The organism is Lacticaseibacillus absianus (assembly GCF_013407595.1).
GTDB classification, from domain to species: domain Bacteria; phylum Bacillota; class Bacilli; order Lactobacillales; family Lactobacillaceae; genus Lacticaseibacillus; species Lacticaseibacillus absianus.
Window position 1 is genome coordinate 1,149,176 of the sequence record NZ_JABEKX010000001.1, and the last position, 18,566, is coordinate 1,167,741.

An 18,566-nucleotide genomic window follows, 5' to 3' on the forward strand; every position below is an offset into this window, starting at 1 on the left:
GATGTCGGGCTCAGATCATCGTGCGTGAGTTGCGCACGGCGTTGGCCATCGCACCGGTCAGCATGACCTGGGCCCGTTTGACCATCGCCGCTTTGTCTTCGGTCAGCCCATGCATCAGCCATTGAATGATCTGGGCGACGATGGCCAGACCGTAAAAGTTGCAGATGTCTTCTTGCAGGTGCTTGGGCAGCGTCGGGTCTGCATCGACGACGACCCGCCGCACCAGCTGGGCGGCCACGGTCGCCAGCAGTTGCTCGAGCAGGTCACGACCGACGGAGTTGAAGCTGGCGAGGCAAAATGAGCGGTTATCGTCGATGTAATCTAGCAGCATCGCGTAGGCGGTGTCCCAGCGGTCGATCTGCGCGTATTTCTCCATCTGCGTCACGATCTCCTGCTCATACACCCAGGCCAGCAGCGAGTAGATGTCCTCGAAGTGGTAGTAGAACGTATTGCGCGTCACGCCGGCGCGTTGCGTCAAAGCGTTGATCGTGATGTGATCCAAGGCCGTGGTTGCCATCATGTCGCGTAGGGTGTGCGCCAGCAGGTGCTTGGTCTCCGCGCTTGCCATCTACATCACCGTCAGCTCGTTGAAGCTTAAGACCTTAACGCCTTCATCCGTCAGGGCGATCTTGGAGATCGACCCGTTGCGCGGACTGTCGGTGACGATGAAGCCGTCCTGCTTGCCAAACTTATCGACGATGCTGCGGATCGTCGTGCCGTGGGTGACCAGCAAGACGTTATCACCGTTTTGGTTCTCCTGCCGCAGCAGCTTGAAGCCTTGCTGAAGGCGGGTCCAATACGTCAAGGCGTCTTCTGCATCATGGATGGGGTCGGCTTCGTGCATGAAGTCTTTGCTGGCATCGACACCGTAGCGTTCGATCAGGTCCTTGAACGTGCGTACGCCGTGGGGCATCCCGACAGCGTACCAGGCCTTGGGCGAGTCTTCACCTTCGAAGTACCCGTAGAACTGTTCGCGAAACAGTGGTGTGCTCGTCAGTTGGACGTCGGTGTTGAAGTTTTGGGCCAAGATGAGGTTGGCGGTGTTCATCGCGCGGGTGGTGTCGCTGGAATACGCGTGGGTGAAGGTGATGTGGCGCAGGGCGTCGCCGGCGCGCCGTCCATCCGCTAGACCGGACTCAGTCAGCGGGGAGTCGCACCAGCCTTGCATCTTGTTGTACTTGTTCAGCCAGGTCTGACCGTGGCGGACTAAGTAGACGGTGACAGTTTTCATTAAGATCCCTCCGGACGTTTGATCTGCTTCCAGTTTAGCACAACCGCATGCGCGGTGATCATCAGCGGGCAAAAAGCGCCGGGGTCGCTAGCCAGTCGCGTAGCTGCGCGACGGCGCTGGCCCGGTACGGTACCGACGCGTAATGGACGAAGCCGTCAAGCGTCGTCTCAAACAGGGTAAGCGCATGATCGAGGCTGCGTCGGGTGGCCGTCAGGTCGGTCTGCGCGTATGTCGCCGCTAGCTGGCTCTGGGTCGCTGGGGTCAGCGTGGCCCAGAGAAATTTGCTCGAGACGCCTGCATCGAAGTGTCCGTCGCAGGCCAACGTGGCCTTGAAGCTCAGCAACCGCAGCAGTTCTGGGCGGACGTGCGCATTGAACTGCTCGTTGGCGTAGAGGAGTTTGCCCCGGGCCAAGCCTTTGACTACGTTGCCGGCGCACCAGTAGAACTCATTGGCGCAATTGTTGAGCTGGGTCTGCGTCGGGACCGGCACCCAGTGGCTCGCTGCACTGGTGGGCCTAGCGGTGAGGCGGCCATCGTCGCGTTGCCACACCAGCGTGTTCAGGCTGTTGCCCGCGAGGTACGCCGCAAGGTCTTGGACCGGCGCCAGCTTAAGGTCGATTCGCCGGGTCCCAGAGTAGCGTGTCAGCCAGCTCTCCCAAGTGTGGGTGTCGGGCCCGAACAGGTGCGTGTCCGTCAGGTGTTGCACGAGCGTGGGGGTCCCGAGCTGATGTAGCCACCAATGACCATCCGCGGCCGCCAGATCGCGGACGAATAGGGTGACATCAAGGTCGGTCCAGGCGTCTGCAACTGCTTCGTGATCGTTGCGGGCGCCTTCCGTGCCGATCGCCTGAACGTTAGGGTCAGCCTGCGCTAAGTCGATCAGTCGAGCAAGGTCTGTCATGTGGTCGCCTCCTTTGGCGCTTTTGATTATACGCTTGCGCGCGCCCAACGCAAAAACGTCTCAGCCTGAGCTGAGACGCGTGGTCAGTCGTTGAAGTTGTCGGTCTCGACGTCGGTGATGAACTGCTTCAGGTGCTTGAAGTAGACCGGGGCGTTGTCGATCATGTGGTGGTGCCCACCGTCTGGCGTGGTGACTAGGCGGGCGTGGGGAATGTCTTCTGCCATCCGCTGGGCGGAGCGCATCGGCATCGTTTCGTGTTCGCCGAAGGTCAGCAGCGTCGGCACGGTGATGTTGTGGATCTGGTCTCGGATGTCCCAGTCCTTGAGTTTGCCAGTGACAACGAATTCGTTGTCACCTTGGAAGGCGTTGTAGACCGCCGTTCCGGTGGTGTTGATCAGATGGGCGATCGCCGGTGGCTGCTTGCGATCCACGTAACCGGCGTTCAGCACGTCGACGTAAGCCTGGTACTGGGCGTCATCCCACTGACCGGCGGCCTCGATCTGCTGCATGTAGCGGACCGCTGAAGGCGGCAGGGCCTCCTCGCGCACGAGGTTGATGTGTTCCACGTATTCGTCGATGTTGTCGATCATGGAGGAGATGATGGCGCCCTTGAGGTGCTCGCCGTACTTCAAGGCGTAGAGTTGCGTCAGCGCGCCACCCCAGCTCTGGCCGATCAGGTAGAACTGATCGAGTCCCAGCTTCTGGCGCACCTCTTCGACCTCACCGAGGAAGTAATCGGTGGTCAGGTACTTGGCCGCGATCTCGGGGTCTGAGTAGTCCGGTTGATCGGAATAAAACGACCCGAGCTGATCGTACATGTGCACCTGCACCCCGAGGTCAGCGAGCTGTTCACCGAAGTTTTCCCAGTATTCATGGTTACCACCGGGACCCCCATGCAGGCAGAGCAGGTGGATATCGCCTGTGCCTTGGGTATTGGTCCAGAGGTGGTAACCGTTGTCGAGCGTTAAGATAGTTGTTCCTTGCTTCAATCCAGTCACCGCTTTCTAATAATGGTCTCATTCTATCACGAAACCGCCATGCTGTCTGGGGTTTTCTTCAATCGCGGGCGATGAAATCCGAATCGATCTGTACCTGACCGGTGCGTGCGCCGATCGCAAGGGCTAAGGCGGCACGTCCGACGCGCTTGAAGTGGTGGTCGATCGAGGGGATCCCCATCAGCTGGGCGCTCAACTGGTTCTCCTGGCCCATCATTGGCGGGGCGACGCGGTCGTGGTCGTGGTAATACCGCAGGACGCCAGCGGCGATGTCGTCGCCGTTAGCGAAGATGAAGTCCGGCTGACGCTGAACGAAGAACGCGCCGGCCGCGACCCCGTCCGCATAAGTCATCGAGCCAATCCAGTTGTTGGCAGGATCCGGTGAGGTCCCCATCACCTGGGTGTAGGCAGCAACCATCGCCGCGGCAGTCGCAGAGAGCGCAGGGTCGCGGGGCAGCATCATGCCGATCCGCCGGTAGCCATGCGCCTGGATCCACTGGAACGCGTCGAGGTAGCTGGTCCCGCGGTCGGTGTAGGCAGCGGGTAGCGGGGTGGCCTCGGGGTCTTGGCACACCACGACGGGGCCGTACTTGAGGTAAGGCACCATTGCGTCGAGCGCCAGGCTGTGGGAGGTGAAGATCAGACCGTCGTAAGCTTTGCGGCGCAGCTGGTCGAGATACGCTTGCTCGACTTCTGGCGCATAGTTCGACGGCAGCATGGTGACGCGGTAACCTTGCGCGAATGCCTCGTGCATGATCCCAGCAATCAGGTCGGTGTAATAGGGATGGTCGAGCATTGGCAACACGACGCCGATCGTCTGCGTGCGCCCGCGGCTGAGGTCGCGCGCTACATCATTGGGGACATAATCGAGCTCACGGATCACGGCTTCGACTTTGGCGCGGACCGCAGCAGAAACGTATTTGTGGTGGTTCAAGACGCGCGAGACGGTGGTGGCGGAGTAGCCACTGGCACGTGCGATATCGTGAATGTTTGTCATCTCGACCATCCTTTCTCACTTCTAGTGTACCGCAAAAAAAGTCCCGTACTAGTCGGAGGCGACCGAACTAGCGGGACTCGCTGCGAAAAACCGGGACACGTGGCGCGGCGACCGACGGGAGAGGCAGTCAATCGAGCAACGTGCGGTTCAGTTGGTTCAGCGCTGAGGCGTTGGATCTCAGCGCATCGAGCGTGTCGGCAGCCGCCACAAGGTGGGCTTCTGCCGACGCGGCTAGTGTGGCGTACGCGCCTTCTGGGGCCTGCGCTGGCATGACGATCGCCAGCGCAAAGTCGACCGCGATCCCGGTCGCCCCCCACAAGATTGGGTCCTTGAACGAAAGTAGGACGGTCTTGGGGGTGCGCACGTCCGGGGTGGTGGTGTGTGTCAGGAGGATGCGGTCAGCGATCAGGTGGGTGCCCTGCACCTCGCTGGCGATGAAGCTGGCCTTCAGCCCCTGTGCGTTGATCCCTAACTTGTCGGCCGCGGTGTCAGCGATCGCGTGCAAGGCGCTGAGCTCGTTGGCTTGGTCCAGCTTGACGTCAATGGCGACGGACTTCTTGGTGAACAGTGCAAACATGTTGATCCCTCCAGTTGTATGATTGCAGGCGCGCCCCGCGGTGGCGCTTCTTCTTACCTGCAGACCCAGTCTAAAGTGTGGAACGCGTTTCAGGTCAAGCGATTCAGCAAAAAAAATTGGGCCGGGCCAACCGTGCGGTCGCAGGCGATGTGGCGTGCCACCCGCCGCAGATCGGCGCGTGATCAGCTGACAAGCATTTCCCCTTGACTTTCCGCCAGAATCCGGTATGCTAGTTAGGTTAGTAATCTGATAGAAAGAGGTGAAAGTAAGATGCGTGATAACATTCTTCTTGCTTGCGCCGAAACCGGCGAACGGATCTATCTGACTTCCAAGAACAAGCGTAACACGCCTGATCGTCTGTCTTTGAAGAAGTACTCTCCAAAGTTGCGTAAGCGTGTGACCTTCACCGAAGTTAAGAAGTAGTTCGTCGCTTACGGCCGTAGCGACTAACCGACAGGTGTCCGGGATCTCCGGACGCCTGTTTTGTCGTCGGCGGCGGCCGCCGTGGTACACTAGATCCAAGGAGGGTGGACGCATGCGATTACAGACCGACACACTCGTGGTGCGGCCATTTGAGGCCGCCGACGCACAGGCGCTTCTTGCGTACGCGAACGACCCGCAGGTGATCGGGCCCGCGGGGATGCGCGCGCTGACGACCCCGGAAGAGGCAGCTGCCTTCATCGCCCGATCGCACGACGAGCACGCGATCGTCCTGGCGGGCCGCGTTGTCGGGCAGATCGGAATCTACCCGCGCGCCGCAGACGGTCCGGACGGCCGTACGCGTGAATTGGGCTACGCGCTGGCGCGACGCTACTGGGGCCGCGGTGTGATGACTGCCGTGTTGCAGTTGGTGCTCGCGGAGCTGCGCCGTACCGGGATCACGGAAGTGTGGGCTGGCGTCTTCCCGGATAATCAGCGCTCCGTCGCCCTGTTGATCCGGACGGGGTTCACCTACCGCTTCACGGTGCCGCTTGCACTGGCCTTGACGCCCGGTGCCCCGCGGCGCGAGGCGTACTATAGTCAGTTGTTAGAAAATGAAAACAAGAAAACTGAAATGTGATGGAAATTATTTTTTTCATTTCATATCAAAAAAGAAGGCTCGTGGCTTTGCTCCATTAATGCTATAATGAAACCAACATTACCCGTGGAGGTTTCAATAATGAGTGCGCAATTAGAGTACGATCAGGTGTATGCGAAGCGGCTGGCCGCGATCGAGAAAGATCCGCAGTTCACGATCCTGTCTAGCATGAACCGGCCACCAGTGGCCGGTGATCAGAAGGCGACGCAGTACATTGTCTACACGGACTTCAAGCTCGAGAACCAGAAGCGCAACAGTTTCACGATCAGCGTCTACACCCCCTTCGAGAACGTCGACAAGTACGGCCACTCTAAGGCTGACTTTCAATCGCAACTGCTGTTTGATCTGAATCGGTGGGCGAACTCGATGCACATCACGGTGCTGGAGACACTCGGCTCCGAATCGCGGCTCGCATTTTATGATTTCCAGAACATGGGCTTGGCCCAGCTGGCCCTGCGCGCCTTTATCAACCTAGCGAAGAAAGCGAATGTCACGACGATCGACGGGAACCTGAGCTCCTTTGACCGTGATAACTTCGCCAAGCTCGAACACCTCTTCGGTAAGTTTGGGTTTGACCTACAGATCAAAGATGCCACGCAAGGGATCGGGAAGATCCGCCTAGAGGTGAAGTAACACGCAGGAGGGGCGCCAAACTGGCGCCCCTTTATTTTTACCGGTAAAATGTAACCGGTACCATGTCGACGCGCTGGAATCTTTAACAGTTTTTCTTCTTAAACAGTACAGCGATACTGCTTGATAATCACGATAAAACACTTGAATCGAGTTTGACATGACACAGATTTGTGATAATGTATGTAACAGTTAACCGCAAACACGGATCGAGGAGGAGCCATTATGACAGAAGAAACGCAGTACGGTGCAGACCTGATCGTCGATAGCCTGATCAATCACGGGGTCGAGTTCGCCTTCGGAATCCCAGGGGCGAAGATCGATCGTCTGTTTGAACGTCTCGATTATCCCCGGGACCCGCGTGCACCGAAGCTAATCGTTGCGCGCCATGAGCAAAACGCGGCGTTCATGGCTGCAGGCGTCGGTCGACTGACCGGCAAGGCCGGCGTTGTGCTGACGACCTCAGGCCCTGGGGTGTCGAACCTCGCAACGCCGCTGGTCACCGCGACGGCGGAAGGGGACCCGGTGGTGGCGATCTCCGGGCAGGTCAAGCGTGCGGACCTGCAACGTTCCGCACATCAGAGCATGAAGAATGCGGAGATGCTCGCCCCGATCACGAAGTACGCCGTTGAGGTGCAGGACCCCGATAACATCAGTGAGACGATCGCCAACGCGTTTCGCGCCGCGGAGTCCGGCAAGCAAGGGGCAGGCTTCGTGTCGATCCCACAGGACGTGACCGATAGCCCGGTCACGACCCAGGCGGTCCACCCGCTGCAGGCGCCACGCCTTGGCCCGGCCAGCCCAGCAGACATGACCGACCTGGCCCGGCAGATCAAAGACGCCAAGCTGCCCGTATTGCTGTTGGGGATGCGCGCATCGTCCGAGCCGGTCACGGCCGCGATTCGTGACTTGCTGGCGGTGGCGGATCTGCCGGTGGTCGAGACCTTCCAGGGGGCCGGAATCGTCTCCCATGCCCAGGAGCACGACTTCTTCGGCCGTGTCGGGCTGTTTCGCAACCAGCCAGGCGACCAGTTGCTTCAGCGCAGCGACTTGGTCGTGGCGATCGGCTACGATCCGATCGAGTACGAGCCGCGGAACTGGAACCCGAGCGGGGATGCCCGCGTGATCGTCATCGACTCTCGGACAGCCGAGATCGACCATGATTTTCAACCGGAAAACGAGTTGGTCGGTGACATTGCCCAGACGCTCGATGTCCTGATCCCACTGCTGCGCGGCTACCGCGTGGCCCCAGAGGCCAAGGATTACCTCGATCACTTGCAGACCCAGCTCACGCAGCGGGACGTGCCGCCGGTCAGCCGACCGGGGCTGGTTCACCCGCTTGCAATCATCGCGGCGCTGCAGAAGCGGGTCACCGATCAGATGACGGTGGCGGTCGACGTCGGGAGCTTCTATATCTGGATGGCGCGTCACTTCCGCAGTTACGAACCGCGGCGCTTGCTCTTCAGCAACGGGATGCAGACGCTTGGGGTGGCCTTGCCGTGGGCGATCGCCGCCACGCTGGTCCGCCCGGGTGAAAAGGCCGTGTCGGTGTCTGGTGACGGTGGCTTCTTGTTCTCGAGCCAGGAGTTGGAGACTGCGGTGCGGTTGCACGCGAACCTCGTGCACATCATCTGGAACGATGGCCACTACGATATGGTGAAGTTCCAAGAAGAAGCCAAATACGGGCGCGCCGCTGGGGTGGACTTTGGACCGGTCGACTTCGTCAAATACGCCGAGAGTTTCGGCGCGACGGGTTTGCGGGTGACGCAACCGGCGGAGCTAGACGCAGTGCTCGACCAAGCGTTTGCCACGGCAGGTCCAGTCGTCGTTGACATCCCAGTCGACTACGCGGATAACCCGAAGCTGGCTGAGGCGATGCTGGCCGATCAGTTCTAGTCAAGGAGGCACGTGATGTTATATCAACATGGAACGCTCGCGAATCTAGTCCCTGGCGGGTTTGCAGGCACGCAGACGTTGGCCGAGTTGCTGACCCACGGGGATACTGGGATCGGGACGCTCACCGGCCTTGACGGCGAACTGATCATTCTGGCTGGCGTGGTCTATCAAGTCGATGCGCAAGGCGCGGTGCGGCAGCCTGCCTTGACCGAGCGGGTCCCGTTCGCCAACGTGCACCCCGCTGATTTCGCGGGGCACGGACTGCTGACGGCCGCGACCGCGGCAGAGACCCAGGCCAAGGTGCTGACAACGCTTGGTACGGCCAATGCGTTTGCGGCGGTGCGCGTCCACGGGACGTTTGCCCGGATGCGCACCCGCGTGGTGGCCAAGCAAGTGGCGCCTTATCCGACACTGACGGCCACCGCCGCGGCGCAGCGGATCTTTGACGCCCGCTCGGTCACTGGCACGCTGATCGGCTATTATTCGCCGACACTCTACGCCGGCATGGCGGCGCCGGGCTTTCACCTACATTTTTTGAGCGACGCGCATGACTTTGGCGGGCACGTGCTGGATTGGGCCGGTGTGGCCGGCGTGCTTGAGACCGAGTTGTTTGCCGACGTTCAGCTCCACCTCCCGATCGACGACCCCGCGTTCATGGCGCGCGCCCTTGACGGTCCGGATGTTTTGGCGGCGATCCAACAAGCCGAGCAGTGAGTCGCTGCATTGACGCGGACGACAGGCCCGGGCCCCGGGTGATCGCGGGCCCGGGTCTTTTGGCGCCGTGGGGCGCCACCGGTGCCTCGCGGCGCCAGAGGCGTCGCCCAGGTGCGCGGACCGGCCGGCGGGTTGACAGCGTTTTCACCAGTGGGTACAATGGGGGAGATATTGGGGGAAGGGGACAGCGCGATGCGGTTGACACCAGCGACCAAGGTGTTTCTTTATATGCTGACCATGGCCGACGCGACAGATACGTGTTCGGACCCGGTGTGGCATGAACGGTACCACTTAGACCCGGACCGAACGATCATCAAGCTGCATCAACGCGGCTTGATCAAGCCCGTGCAGGGATCGCCGACGCACTATGTGCTGACCGCAGACGGGCAGCGCGACTTGGTCGACATCGAAGACTGGTTGTGGATCCATGAGTATTACTTGCCGGATGTGATCGACTTTGCGCGGGCGCGCCGGTTGTTTTGGCAACCACAGCGGGTCGGGTACCCCCTGTTGCAGGACCTGCTGGCCCAGGCGAAGCGGCGCTTCCGCGACGATGCCGCCTACTTGGCGATTTTGTTGCGGCACCAGCTGCGGCTTGAGTTCGACACCCAACACGACGAAGACGCCGTCAAGACGCTGATGGCCTTGATCGACCAGGATCTCGACATTCGTGGGCCGGTCGATCCACTGACGTTCAGTTACGCGACGACGTGGGCGAAGGTCACGTCGTTCGAAAAGCAGATGCTCAAGGCCTTGCTTGGGCGACTGAACTGGACGCTGGCGGACTTTGAGATGCAGTTCTCAGCGTGGCTCGATCAGCAACCGCGCACGCCGCGCCTGTTCACCCGGTTCGAGCTGATGACGATTGTGATGTATGAACTCGCCAATAATACGCCGAAGCTTGCGTGCCTCTACCACGCTGCGGCCCAGCGCCCTAGCACGCCGACGGTGACGCTTGAGGTCGAGGCGTTCAGCTGATGATCAACCAAAATGGGGCTGTGCCATAGCGCGGTTTTAGCCCAGAGTATAAGAGAGACCCCCTGCAAAACCCGAACTTAGGTTTTGCAGGGGGTCTCTCTTATACGGCTTGCGCTGCCCGTTCGAACGCAGTGAGTTACAGGCAGACATGCGTTAGAAAGGGCGTTGCGTTATGGCACGTAACGTTCTGGAATAGTCGTGCCACCAGGGGGTTATGTCACAACCCGTTCCTACGATTAGTCAAGGGTTTTGAACTAGGTTTTAGGTCTTGAACTTAGGTATTGAACTTAGGTCTTGGATTTAGGTATTTAGGCTGAGGGTTTGGTACTAGTGGGGTGGGCCGCAAACGGTCGTCACTTTTTGGGTAAGCTAAATAAACCTCCTCACTTCCCCTTTAAAAACGACCTGGATTGAACTACTATACAGGTGTAGGAGCTTATGACTCCGCGCTAATAGTGGACTTCGAGTCCGTGTATCGGTAACGATACTTAGTGCCTGCCATTACCATGGCATATAGGCATTTCAGTGTCTTGTTCATACAAGCCACGACGGCAACCTTATCCCGTTTCGGGATAGGGTTGTTTTTTAGTTCGTAGTAATAATCGACAATATGATTGGGCGCGGCGGCCTTTTGCCGGATCATGTTTCTGACGATCAGATAAAGCAAGGCACGCGCGTGAGGATTACCCCGCTTATTGATATGGTCTTGTCGTGTGTACTTGCCAGATTGATAACGATTCAGATCGATCCCAACGTATGCGTTGACTTGATTGGCATTATCAAAACGACATATATCTCCAAGCTCGCCGACCAGTTGTGCGGCTGATAATGCCCCAATGCCAGGCATCGATTGATAGATCTGAAATTGTGGTAGTCTCTCTGCGACACTCGTCATTTGTTTTCGTAAGCTGTCTTCTTGCTTGACCAACTCGATCAACTGCCGACAATAATACTGCACTTCTTGGACTTGGACACTGTCCGAATCGGCGGCGGGATAGCTATCCTTGGCCAAGGCGCTCAACTTCTCTGCGTACTTCAAGCCTTTGGCTTGAGACAGTTTCTTATCGGTCTCACTCATCAGCTTGTTCTTTAAGCAAGTACGTGAGATCCCCCGCACAAAGGCTGGGTGTGGAAATAAAAGGATCACGTTTAGTGCCAGCTTCGATACGCGAGAGCTAAACAGTTGCTCGACTTCGGGGAAAGTCTGTTGGAGGGCTGTATATAGCTTTAGCCGCGTTAGTTTGACCTCATCCATCACTTGTTGGTAGAAGCGGTTCAATTGGCGTAACTGCTCATATTCAGGTGTCCACGGAGTGGTCAATCGATACTGGTGATGCGTCACAGATAGCGCGATCCTGTGGGCATCCTTTTGGTCGGTCTTCACGCGGCGTAAGCTCTCTGAATGCAGGTGTAGCTCCAGCGGGTTCAAGCGGCCATACCGTAATTGATGGTCTTGGCAGAAGCGTACTAATGGCTGTGAATAGATCCCTGTGGCTTCGAAGTACACGACCGGGTCATCCGCTTGCTTGAGCATTTGGTCAAGCTGAGCGAAGCCGAGCTGGTTGTGCACACATTCGAACTCCTGCAAGCACTGGTCACCACGATACCAAACACCGTAGCTGTGGCCTTTAGAAACATCCAATGCGAATACATCGGACAAAATATTACTCCCTTTCTAAATTGGTGAAGCTAGCCCGCATCTTCTTCTCGTAACTCATTTCCTAAACACGACCTTGAAGGCCCACGATCTTAAACCAGATTTGCGCGACGAAGATGACGGAGATCCTTTTGTGTTACGGACTCGAAGTCCCTTGGGTTATGTTCGATCTTAGCTTCATCTTCAGTGTAGCGAGCAAAAAGAAAATTCCGGTAAGAACTGGAAAATTCACCAGCTCTTACCGGAACTAATCTTAGATTGTTTGGGGTCCAGCGGGTCATGCCTGCTGCGGGGTGGCCGTCGGGCGCAGCTTGGCTTGATAGAGTTGGTAGATCTGCTGGTAAAGCAGGTAGTAGTCTGTCTCGGTCGCATTGAGGTACCAGTTGAAGGTGACCGCGTCGGTTTGCTGGAACACTTGCTCGGGGGCAATAAAATCGTCTGGCGCGGTGACGATCAGATCGGCGCCGGTCATGGGCGCGTCGTGCGGCAGGATCTGAACGATGTGGATGTTCGCGAGGAACTCGCGGATCTCACCGTTCACGATGTCGCTGGTGGCCATCACGAGCTTGACCTTCACCGTGTTGCCCCACCGGAAGCGGTGGAGGTAGGGGACGAACAGGAAGAACGCGAGCTCGACGAACTGCGCCTGATCCCGGTGAAATGCGGTGAACCCGCTGGTCTGTGGCAGTTCGGCCACCGCTTGCGCCAGTAGCGCCCGCAGTTGGGTCTGGCGGTAGGTCAGCTGCGCGCTGGCGAAGAAGTCCGCCTGCTTGACGTAGTTGCCGTCCAGGACGAAAAACGCGGTGGCTAAACGCAGCATGTTCATCACTAACTGGGGGTCTTCCCACAGCGGCGCGGCTGCCTCGGCGTCGTAGGCAGATAGCGCCGCCATCATGCGCTCGACGACGACCCAGCCGGGATTGCGTGGCCGCTTGAGGTAGTTGAGCAGCTGATCTTCTTGCGGTGTGATCGGGGTGAAGCGTAGGTTTTTGTGCTGGAAGAACTCGAAGAAGCTGCTTTCGCTCAGGAGCTCTTGCGGGGTCAGGCGCGGGAAGAGCGGCGCGGGATACAGCGTTGTTTCGACTGGGTAGCCGGCAAACAGCTGCGTGGCCGGTGCCGACCAGCGTACAACGCACCCGTGCGCGATCCGGGTCCGACACACTGCCCAGAAGACTTGCTCTTGCAGTGCGCGGATCGGTTCCGTCGCGGCGTTGGGCAAGACGCGGTACTGGGCGGCTAGCGCCTGTTGATCGATCGCGCGAAACGGCCACTTCAAGCCGCGGTAGCCGAGCCAATACATAGCCTGAAGAAACAGGCGGATCTGCTTCTCATCGCCGGTGAACTTGGCTTGGGTCAGCGAGACCTTGATCCGGTACTGTCCGAGGAATTTGCGCAGCGTCGTCGTCTTCCGTAATAAAGTCGAGTGGCTGATGAAGTGGTCGGCCGCGAACTGGTCAACGCTGGGCTGGCTGGTCTGGGCGAGGTAGTCCATGAACTGAAAGGCGACTGCTTCTCCGAGCAGCGTGCACCGATAACTGTCGAGGGACAGCTCGAGGCTGCCGCGGATCAAAAGACGCTTAGCGGCCGCCCGGGTCTCACCCGTCAGGCTGATCACGTCACCGAGCAGCTCCTGGAAGATGTTATAGGTCTGCTGGTACGAGAGGCGCATCCGGGCGCTCAGGTCGGTGATCGTCAGGGCGTCGTGATGCTGGCTGGCCAGCAGGCGAAACATCTCGAATTTTTGCAGGTCGGCTTTTTCTAAGAAGATCTCTTCGAATCGCATCAGCGCGTGTCCTCCTCTCCCCATCTTTTTATCATCTCCAGTATATCAAAATCTCAAAATAATAAAATAGGATAATAAGCATGACGCGACACCCCGGCGTCCATCAAAAAAGCCCCCGGTGACAGGGGCGTGACGGTCAGGCTTGGATCGCGGCAAGCTGGGCGTCGATCAACTCGAGCACGGTCTGGCGATCTTGCGGGTTCTCGACAAAATCCAAGACATCGCCGTCGATCTGCATCTTCGGGCTCTCAGCGTAGTCCGTATACCACTGGTCGTAGCGGCGGTTGAGTTCCTGATAGTAAGTGTACAGCGACGGGTCGACCTCCAGCTGCTCGTAGCTGCGCCCCCGGCGCTGGATGCGGCTGAGCATGGTCTCGAAGGAGACGCGAATGTGGACCAGCAGGTCGGGCCGCTTCTTGTACGCGGCATAGGGGAGCTCTTGCATCATATTCGCCAGCAAGGCGTCGTAGACTCGGACCTCCGTCGCAGTCGCCCGCCCGAGGTCGGCGTTCAGGTGAAACAGTAGGGAGTCTTCGAAGATCGAGCGGTCCAAGATGTTGTTGTCCTCGGAGTAGGCCTGCTTGATCGCATCGAAGCGCTTGTTCAGAAAGTAGATCTGAAGCAAGAAGGCATACTGCTTCGGGTCCTGGTAGAACAGGGGCAGGACTTCGTTGTCATCGACGGATTCATAAAAGGCGCGGGTCCCTAGGTGTTCGGCGAGCATCGTCGTCAGGCTGGTCTTCCCCGCGCCGATAGTCCCCGCTAATACGATCAGTGTCATGGTTGTCCTCTTTTTTTGGGTGTCCCACCTGAGGCTCAGGTGGTCGGATTGCGGCGAAGGCCGCGCTTGTCATATCTTACTGGTGGCGGCCCGAGATTGCAACCCAAAGCGGGGCAGCCGACCGGGTCGTCGACACTCATTTTTCGAAAAATCGAATTGAAAACAACTAATATTAAAGGTTATAATTACCCGGTATATCGTAGACGCTTTTATTTTTGGGGGAATTCACCATGCGGGGACGCGAAGATATCTTTTTGTCCATGTCAGAGGCAGAAAAAATGAGCTTGTTCCGCAAGATTGTCAACTCACGGACCGCCCAGACACCAGTGGCGGACCGCTTGACCGCGGAGCGCGCGCACCGACCGCTCGTCAAGGACGTTAATCTTAAGCAGATCGCTTCGCTGACGGGACGCAACTATGGCAGCGTGTACAACACGTACAACGGATTGGTCGCGGTGCTCGAAGCCATGACCGGGAGCAAGGGCAGCTCGGCCAAAAAACTGTTCAACCTGTCATCGAGCGAAGTGCGGGCGTATTTTGTCACGCAGAGCCACCCGTACCAGTTCTTGCAAGCCTTGCTGAGCCACGATTACCCGACCTTCGAGGCCTTCTTGGCCCACGAGGAGACCAGCAAGGCGACGATGCTGCGGCACTTGAAGGCCCTGCGCGACTTTTCACGCAAGTTCGGCGTGCGCTTCTCCTACGAGACCCTGAGTATCCAGGGCGAGGAGAAGCGGATCCGGCTGTTTTTGACCATGATCTTCTGGTTAGCGACAGACGGGGCCGTCTGGCCGTTCGAGGCCGTACAGCGGGAGGTCGCCGGTGAGCTGGTCGATCGGGTCGTGCGCTTATACGACGTCGGCACACCGAATATCGTCACCCGGGAGATCGCGATGTACTACGTGGCGATCTCGTACTACCGGATCCGCGACGGCCAGCCGATCCCGTACGACGAGGAGACCCTGACCCTGAAGTACCCGACGGCGAACCTGTTCGAGGAACTCGGTGACGCCTTTTTGTGGCCGCAACTGAGCCTGTCCGAGCAGCTGGGCGAAAGCGCGGCGGTCTACTTCTTGTTCAACTTCCTGCCGTTTTATGTCACCACCAGCTCCAGTGACCTCGACAAGACGCTCCAGCGCTTCAAGCGGTACAATCCGGAGATCTATACGCTGGTGATCGACTTTTTGGCCAAGTTACCGGTCGGCTTCGTTGAGCAAAATCAGCTTCCAGCGCAGGCGATGAACATGCTGCGTGCGAACTTGCTGGCCAACACCGTGGCGACGCTGGAGTTCGGTGACGATATCTCACAGGCGATCGCGTACGAGATGAACGATAAGCTGCGTCAGACGCCGGACAACCCGGCCCTGGCCAAGAAGGTCCACCAGACGCTCGAACACGTGGTCTTCACCCGTAAGCTGACCGGGTTCGACCACGCCCTCGAGACGCTGGTCACGTCTTATTACCACAACTTGTTGCAGCTTGCGATCCAGTTCCTCCCACCGGTGAAGGTCAAGGTCGCGTTGCTGATCGAGCAGACCGTGCTGGGGTATGTCGACCTGTTAGCGTTCTTGATCAGCCAGCCCTTCGTCGAACTGCTGCCGCCAGAGCGCGCAGGCGAGGCTGACCTGGTGATCGAGAGCTCAACGGTGCCAGATGCGGTCGAGAAGCGGGGGGACAAGCTCACCTACAAGTGGGCGGCAAACTCTTCCAACGACTGGTTCGGTGAGCTGTATGCGACCGTGCGCCAGGTCTGGGATGACAAGCTGAGCTTGGGGGGCGAGGTTGACTACTGAGCCGCACCAGTGCGTGGCGACCGTGCCGATCTTTCGGCATTTGCCGGCGCCGGTCCTGACGCGTATCGGGGCCGCGGTCCAGCACACGCACTTGGCGGCGGGAACGCCGCTGTATCAAGCGGGCAGCCCAGCAGCCGCACTGTACATCATCCATCAGGGTCAGGTGAAGATCGCGCGGATCAGTGCGGATGGGCGTGAACAGATCGTGCGGGTCCTTGGCCCCGGCGAATTCGACGGGGATCACGCGCTGTTTGTTGCCGAGACGCACACCGCGGCCGCGGTGGCGATGGCGTCGGTCTCTGCCTGCGTCCTTTACAAGCAGGATTTTCAGCAGCTGTTGGCCAAGGAGCCGGCGGTCAGCCTCGCGGTGATCCAGGCGTTGACGAAGCGCATCGACGCGTTGGAGCAGCAGGCGACCCTGGCGACGGCACCGGTCGACGCCCGCTTGGCGACGTTTCTGTTGAACCAAGGCACCGAGCGCTTTCACCTGCCGATGAAGAAAAAGGAGCTGGCGCAGTATCTGGGTACGACGCCCGAAACGGTGAGCCGTAAGCTCAAGGCGTTTGCGGCACAGGGATGGCTGAGTCAACCTCAGCCCAGCGTGATCCAGATCTTGGATCGGCCGGCTTTGGTCGCGATCCAGGCGGCGCTCACGTGAGCAGGGGGCTTGCAAGTGACCGGTGAATATCGTATATTGACGGTATAAGGATCAAACACGTGATTAGGCGCCTAAGGGCAGTGTAGAGAGATGGCGGTCGGTGCAAGCCATTCAAGCCCGCATTCCAGCGCGACAGTGGGCGGCGTAATGCCGCACGGCAACTGACCGTTAGCAGGCTTTGAGGGTGGTCTTCGGACTGAACTTGGGTGGTACCGCGGAAAGAGCCTTTTTCGTCCCAGTATTTGCTGGGCGAAGAAGGCTCTTTTTGGCGCTCACACGGATCGAACGATAAGGAGGATCATCATGTTAGATATCAAGCAATTGCGTCAGGCCCCGGATTGGGCCAAAACCAAGCTTGCCGCACGCGGCGTCAAGCCAGAGGAGATCGACGAGGTGCTCGCCCTTGATGAGGACCGCCGGGCGGCCATCGTCAAGACCGAAGAATTGAAGGCGCAGCGCAACGCAGTCTCCGGCGAGATCGCGCAGAAGAAGCGCAACAAGGAGAACGCCGATGAGCAGATCGCGGCCATGCGCGCGGTCGGCCAGGAGATCAGTGCCCTCGACCAGCAGTTGGCGACGATCGAGGCCAAGGTCCAATACATCTTGGTCCGCCTGCCCAACTTCCCGGCGGATGATGTGCCGATGTCCATGAAGGAAGAAGATGCGCGTGAGGAGTACCAGTGGGGCACGCCTCGCGTATTCGATTTCACGCCCAAAGCGCACTTTGAGCTGGGTGAAGCGTTGGGGATCCTTGACTTTGAACGGGCGGCCAAGGTCTCTGGTAGCCGCTTCGTCTACTACAAAGGGGCGGGGGCGCGCCTTGAGCGCGCCGTGTACAACTTCTTTCTCGATGAGCACGCTAAGGAAGGCTACACCGAAGTGATGACGCCGTATCTGGTCAACGCGGACTCGATGTTTGGCACCGGCCAATTTCCCAAGTTCACGGAAGACGTGTATACGATCACCAACGAAGGCGAGCCGCTGACGCTGATCCCGACCGCCGAAGTGCCCCTGGTCAACTACTACCGCGGCGAGATCATGGATGCCGATAAGCTCCCGGTCAGCTTCACCGCGTTGTCACCGGCTTTTCGCTCTGAGGCCGGTAGCGCGGGGCGCGATACCCGGGGGCTGATCCGCATGCATCAGTTCAACAAGGTCGAGATGGTCAAGTTCTGCAAACCAGAAGACTCCTGGACGGAGCTGAAGCGGCTGGTTCACGATGCAGAAGACCTGTTGCAGAAGTTGAACTTGCCGTATCACGTGATCACGTTGGCTGCGGGGGACGCCAGCTTCACCAGCGCGAAGACCAATGACTTGGAAGTGTGGTTGCCCGCACAGGACCGCTACCGCGAGATCTCCAGTTGCTCTAACTGCACGGACTTTCAGGCGCGTCGGGCGCAGATCCGCTACCGTGACGAGAATGGCAAGCCGCAGCTCGTCCATACGCTCAATGGGTCAGGCTTGGCTGTGGGTCGGGCCGTGGCTGCGATCCTCGAGAACTACCAGAACGCAGATGGCAGCGTCACGATCCCGAATGTCTTGGTCCCGTACATGGGCGGCCAGACGGTCATCACCGCTGAGGCGTGAGCCGTATCTTTATGCAGTCGCTGAGAAGCGGCTGCTTTTTTTGTGCAAAAAGGGCTTGACCCGGGGAATCTCAGTTGGTATTATAGTCAACGTTGTCACCGCGGCGGCTTATGAAAAACCAGATATTGAATCTTTATTCAATCAAGTTTTTCCGAGTCGTCCTTGACACCAGATCGTCCACCTGATAGACTTATCAAGTTGTCTTTTGGACAAGGTAGTCCTTTGAAAACTGAACAAAGTTTCGTTATGTGATAGGGCTTTTCGATCTTGAATCGAAGAGAATTAAACATTGCGAAGTCAATTCGCTAGT

Annotated in this window: 18 protein-coding genes; 9 read left to right on the top strand and 9 right to left on the bottom strand. The window is 58.5% G+C overall.

What is annotated here, in order from left to right; genetic code table 11:
* Positions 1–10 precede the first annotated feature (10 nt).
* From HII33_RS04870 to HII33_RS04895, 6 genes are all read right to left on the bottom strand, one after another.
* Positions 11–568, bottom strand: a complete 558-nt coding sequence (locus HII33_RS04870; protein WP_179394651.1) for a TetR/AcrR family transcriptional regulator C-terminal domain-containing protein — start codon at positions 566–568, stop codon at positions 11–13.
* A complete protein-coding gene (locus tag HII33_RS04875; RefSeq protein ID WP_179394652.1) occupies positions 569–1,231 on the bottom strand; it encodes a histidine phosphatase family protein in 663 nt (220 codons plus the stop codon). It abuts the gene before it with no gap.
* A gap of 61 nt (positions 1,232–1,292) precedes the next feature.
* A complete protein-coding gene (locus HII33_RS04880) occupies positions 1,293–2,132 on the bottom strand; it encodes an aminoglycoside 6-adenylyltransferase (protein ID WP_179394653.1) in 840 nt (279 codons plus the stop codon).
* Between the two features lie 83 nt (positions 2,133–2,215).
* Positions 2,216–3,121 carry a proline-specific peptidase family protein gene (locus HII33_RS04885; RefSeq protein WP_179394654.1) on the bottom strand — a complete coding sequence of 302 codons (906 nt, stop codon included), beginning with the start codon at positions 3,119–3,121 and terminating at the stop codon, positions 2,216–2,218.
* A gap of 67 nt (positions 3,122–3,188) precedes the next feature.
* Positions 3,189–4,124 (bottom strand): LacI family DNA-binding transcriptional regulator, encoded by a 936-nt coding sequence (locus HII33_RS04890; RefSeq protein WP_179394655.1) that lies wholly within the window; start codon positions 4,122–4,124, stop codon positions 3,189–3,191.
* A 127-nt stretch (positions 4,125–4,251) separates the two neighbouring features.
* The gene (locus tag HII33_RS04895) at positions 4,252–4,701 is read right to left on the bottom strand and encodes a PTS sugar transporter subunit IIA (protein WP_179394656.1); all 450 of its coding nucleotides are present in this window, start codon (positions 4,699–4,701) and stop codon (positions 4,252–4,254) included.
* A gap of 270 nt (positions 4,702–4,971) precedes the next feature.
* Here HII33_RS04895 and rpmG point away from each other — a divergent pair, with 270 nt between their 5' ends.
* From rpmG to HII33_RS04925, 6 genes are all read left to right on the top strand, one after another.
* On the top strand, positions 4,972–5,124 hold the full coding sequence (gene rpmG / locus HII33_RS04900) for a 50S ribosomal protein L33 (RefSeq protein WP_054718962.1): 153 nt from the start codon (positions 4,972–4,974) through the stop codon (positions 5,122–5,124).
* A gap of 112 nt (positions 5,125–5,236) precedes the next feature.
* Positions 5,237–5,761, top strand: a complete 525-nt coding sequence (locus HII33_RS04905; RefSeq protein WP_179394657.1) for a GNAT family N-acetyltransferase — start codon at positions 5,237–5,239, stop codon at positions 5,759–5,761.
* Between the two features lie 99 nt (positions 5,762–5,860).
* Positions 5,861–6,412 (top strand): hypothetical protein, encoded by a 552-nt coding sequence (locus tag HII33_RS04910; protein ID WP_179394658.1) that lies wholly within the window; start codon positions 5,861–5,863, stop codon positions 6,410–6,412.
* Between the two features lie 222 nt (positions 6,413–6,634).
* Positions 6,635–8,305 carry an acetolactate synthase AlsS gene (gene alsS / locus HII33_RS04915; RefSeq protein ID WP_179394659.1) on the top strand — a complete coding sequence of 557 codons (1,671 nt, stop codon included), beginning with the start codon at positions 6,635–6,637 and terminating at the stop codon, positions 8,303–8,305.
* 15 nt (positions 8,306–8,320) lie between these two features.
* The gene (gene budA / locus HII33_RS04920) at positions 8,321–9,019 is read left to right on the top strand and encodes an acetolactate decarboxylase (RefSeq protein ID WP_179394660.1); all 699 of its coding nucleotides are present in this window, start codon (positions 8,321–8,323) and stop codon (positions 9,017–9,019) included.
* 192 nt (positions 9,020–9,211) lie between these two features.
* Entirely contained in the window at positions 9,212–9,997 is a 786-nt protein-coding gene (locus tag HII33_RS04925; RefSeq protein ID WP_179394661.1) for a hypothetical protein, read from the top strand.
* 436 nt (positions 9,998–10,433) lie between these two features.
* Here HII33_RS04925 and HII33_RS04930 read toward each other — a convergent pair whose 3' ends face one another.
* The 3 genes from HII33_RS04930 to HII33_RS04940 all read right to left on the bottom strand — a co-directional run bounded on the left by HII33_RS04930 (position 10,434) and on the right by HII33_RS04940 (position 14,218).
* A complete protein-coding gene (locus HII33_RS04930) occupies positions 10,434–11,657 on the bottom strand; it encodes an IS110 family RNA-guided transposase (RefSeq protein WP_179394662.1) in 1,224 nt (407 codons plus the stop codon).
* A gap of 274 nt (positions 11,658–11,931) precedes the next feature.
* Positions 11,932–13,437, bottom strand: coding sequence for a helix-turn-helix domain-containing protein (locus tag HII33_RS04935; RefSeq protein WP_179394663.1), 1,506 nt, complete (start codon positions 13,435–13,437; stop codon positions 11,932–11,934).
* A 136-nt stretch (positions 13,438–13,573) separates the two neighbouring features.
* Entirely contained in the window at positions 13,574–14,218 is a 645-nt protein-coding gene (locus HII33_RS04940) for a deoxynucleoside kinase (RefSeq protein ID WP_179394664.1), read from the bottom strand.
* Between the two features lie 230 nt (positions 14,219–14,448).
* Here HII33_RS04940 and HII33_RS04945 point away from each other — a divergent pair, with 230 nt between their 5' ends.
* From HII33_RS04945 to serS, 3 genes are all read left to right on the top strand, one after another.
* A complete protein-coding gene (locus HII33_RS04945; protein ID WP_179394665.1) occupies positions 14,449–16,011 on the top strand; it encodes a helix-turn-helix domain-containing protein in 1,563 nt (520 codons plus the stop codon).
* Entirely contained in the window at positions 16,001–16,669 is a 669-nt protein-coding gene (locus tag HII33_RS04950; protein WP_179394666.1) for a Crp/Fnr family transcriptional regulator, read from the top strand. The genes HII33_RS04945 and HII33_RS04950 overlap by 11 nt, the downstream gene beginning before the upstream one ends.
* Before the next feature lie 303 nt (positions 16,670–16,972).
* On the top strand, positions 16,973–18,256 hold the full coding sequence (serS, locus tag HII33_RS04955) for a serine--tRNA ligase (protein ID WP_179394667.1): 1,284 nt from the start codon (positions 16,973–16,975) through the stop codon (positions 18,254–18,256).
* Positions 18,257–18,566 lie beyond the last annotated feature (310 nt).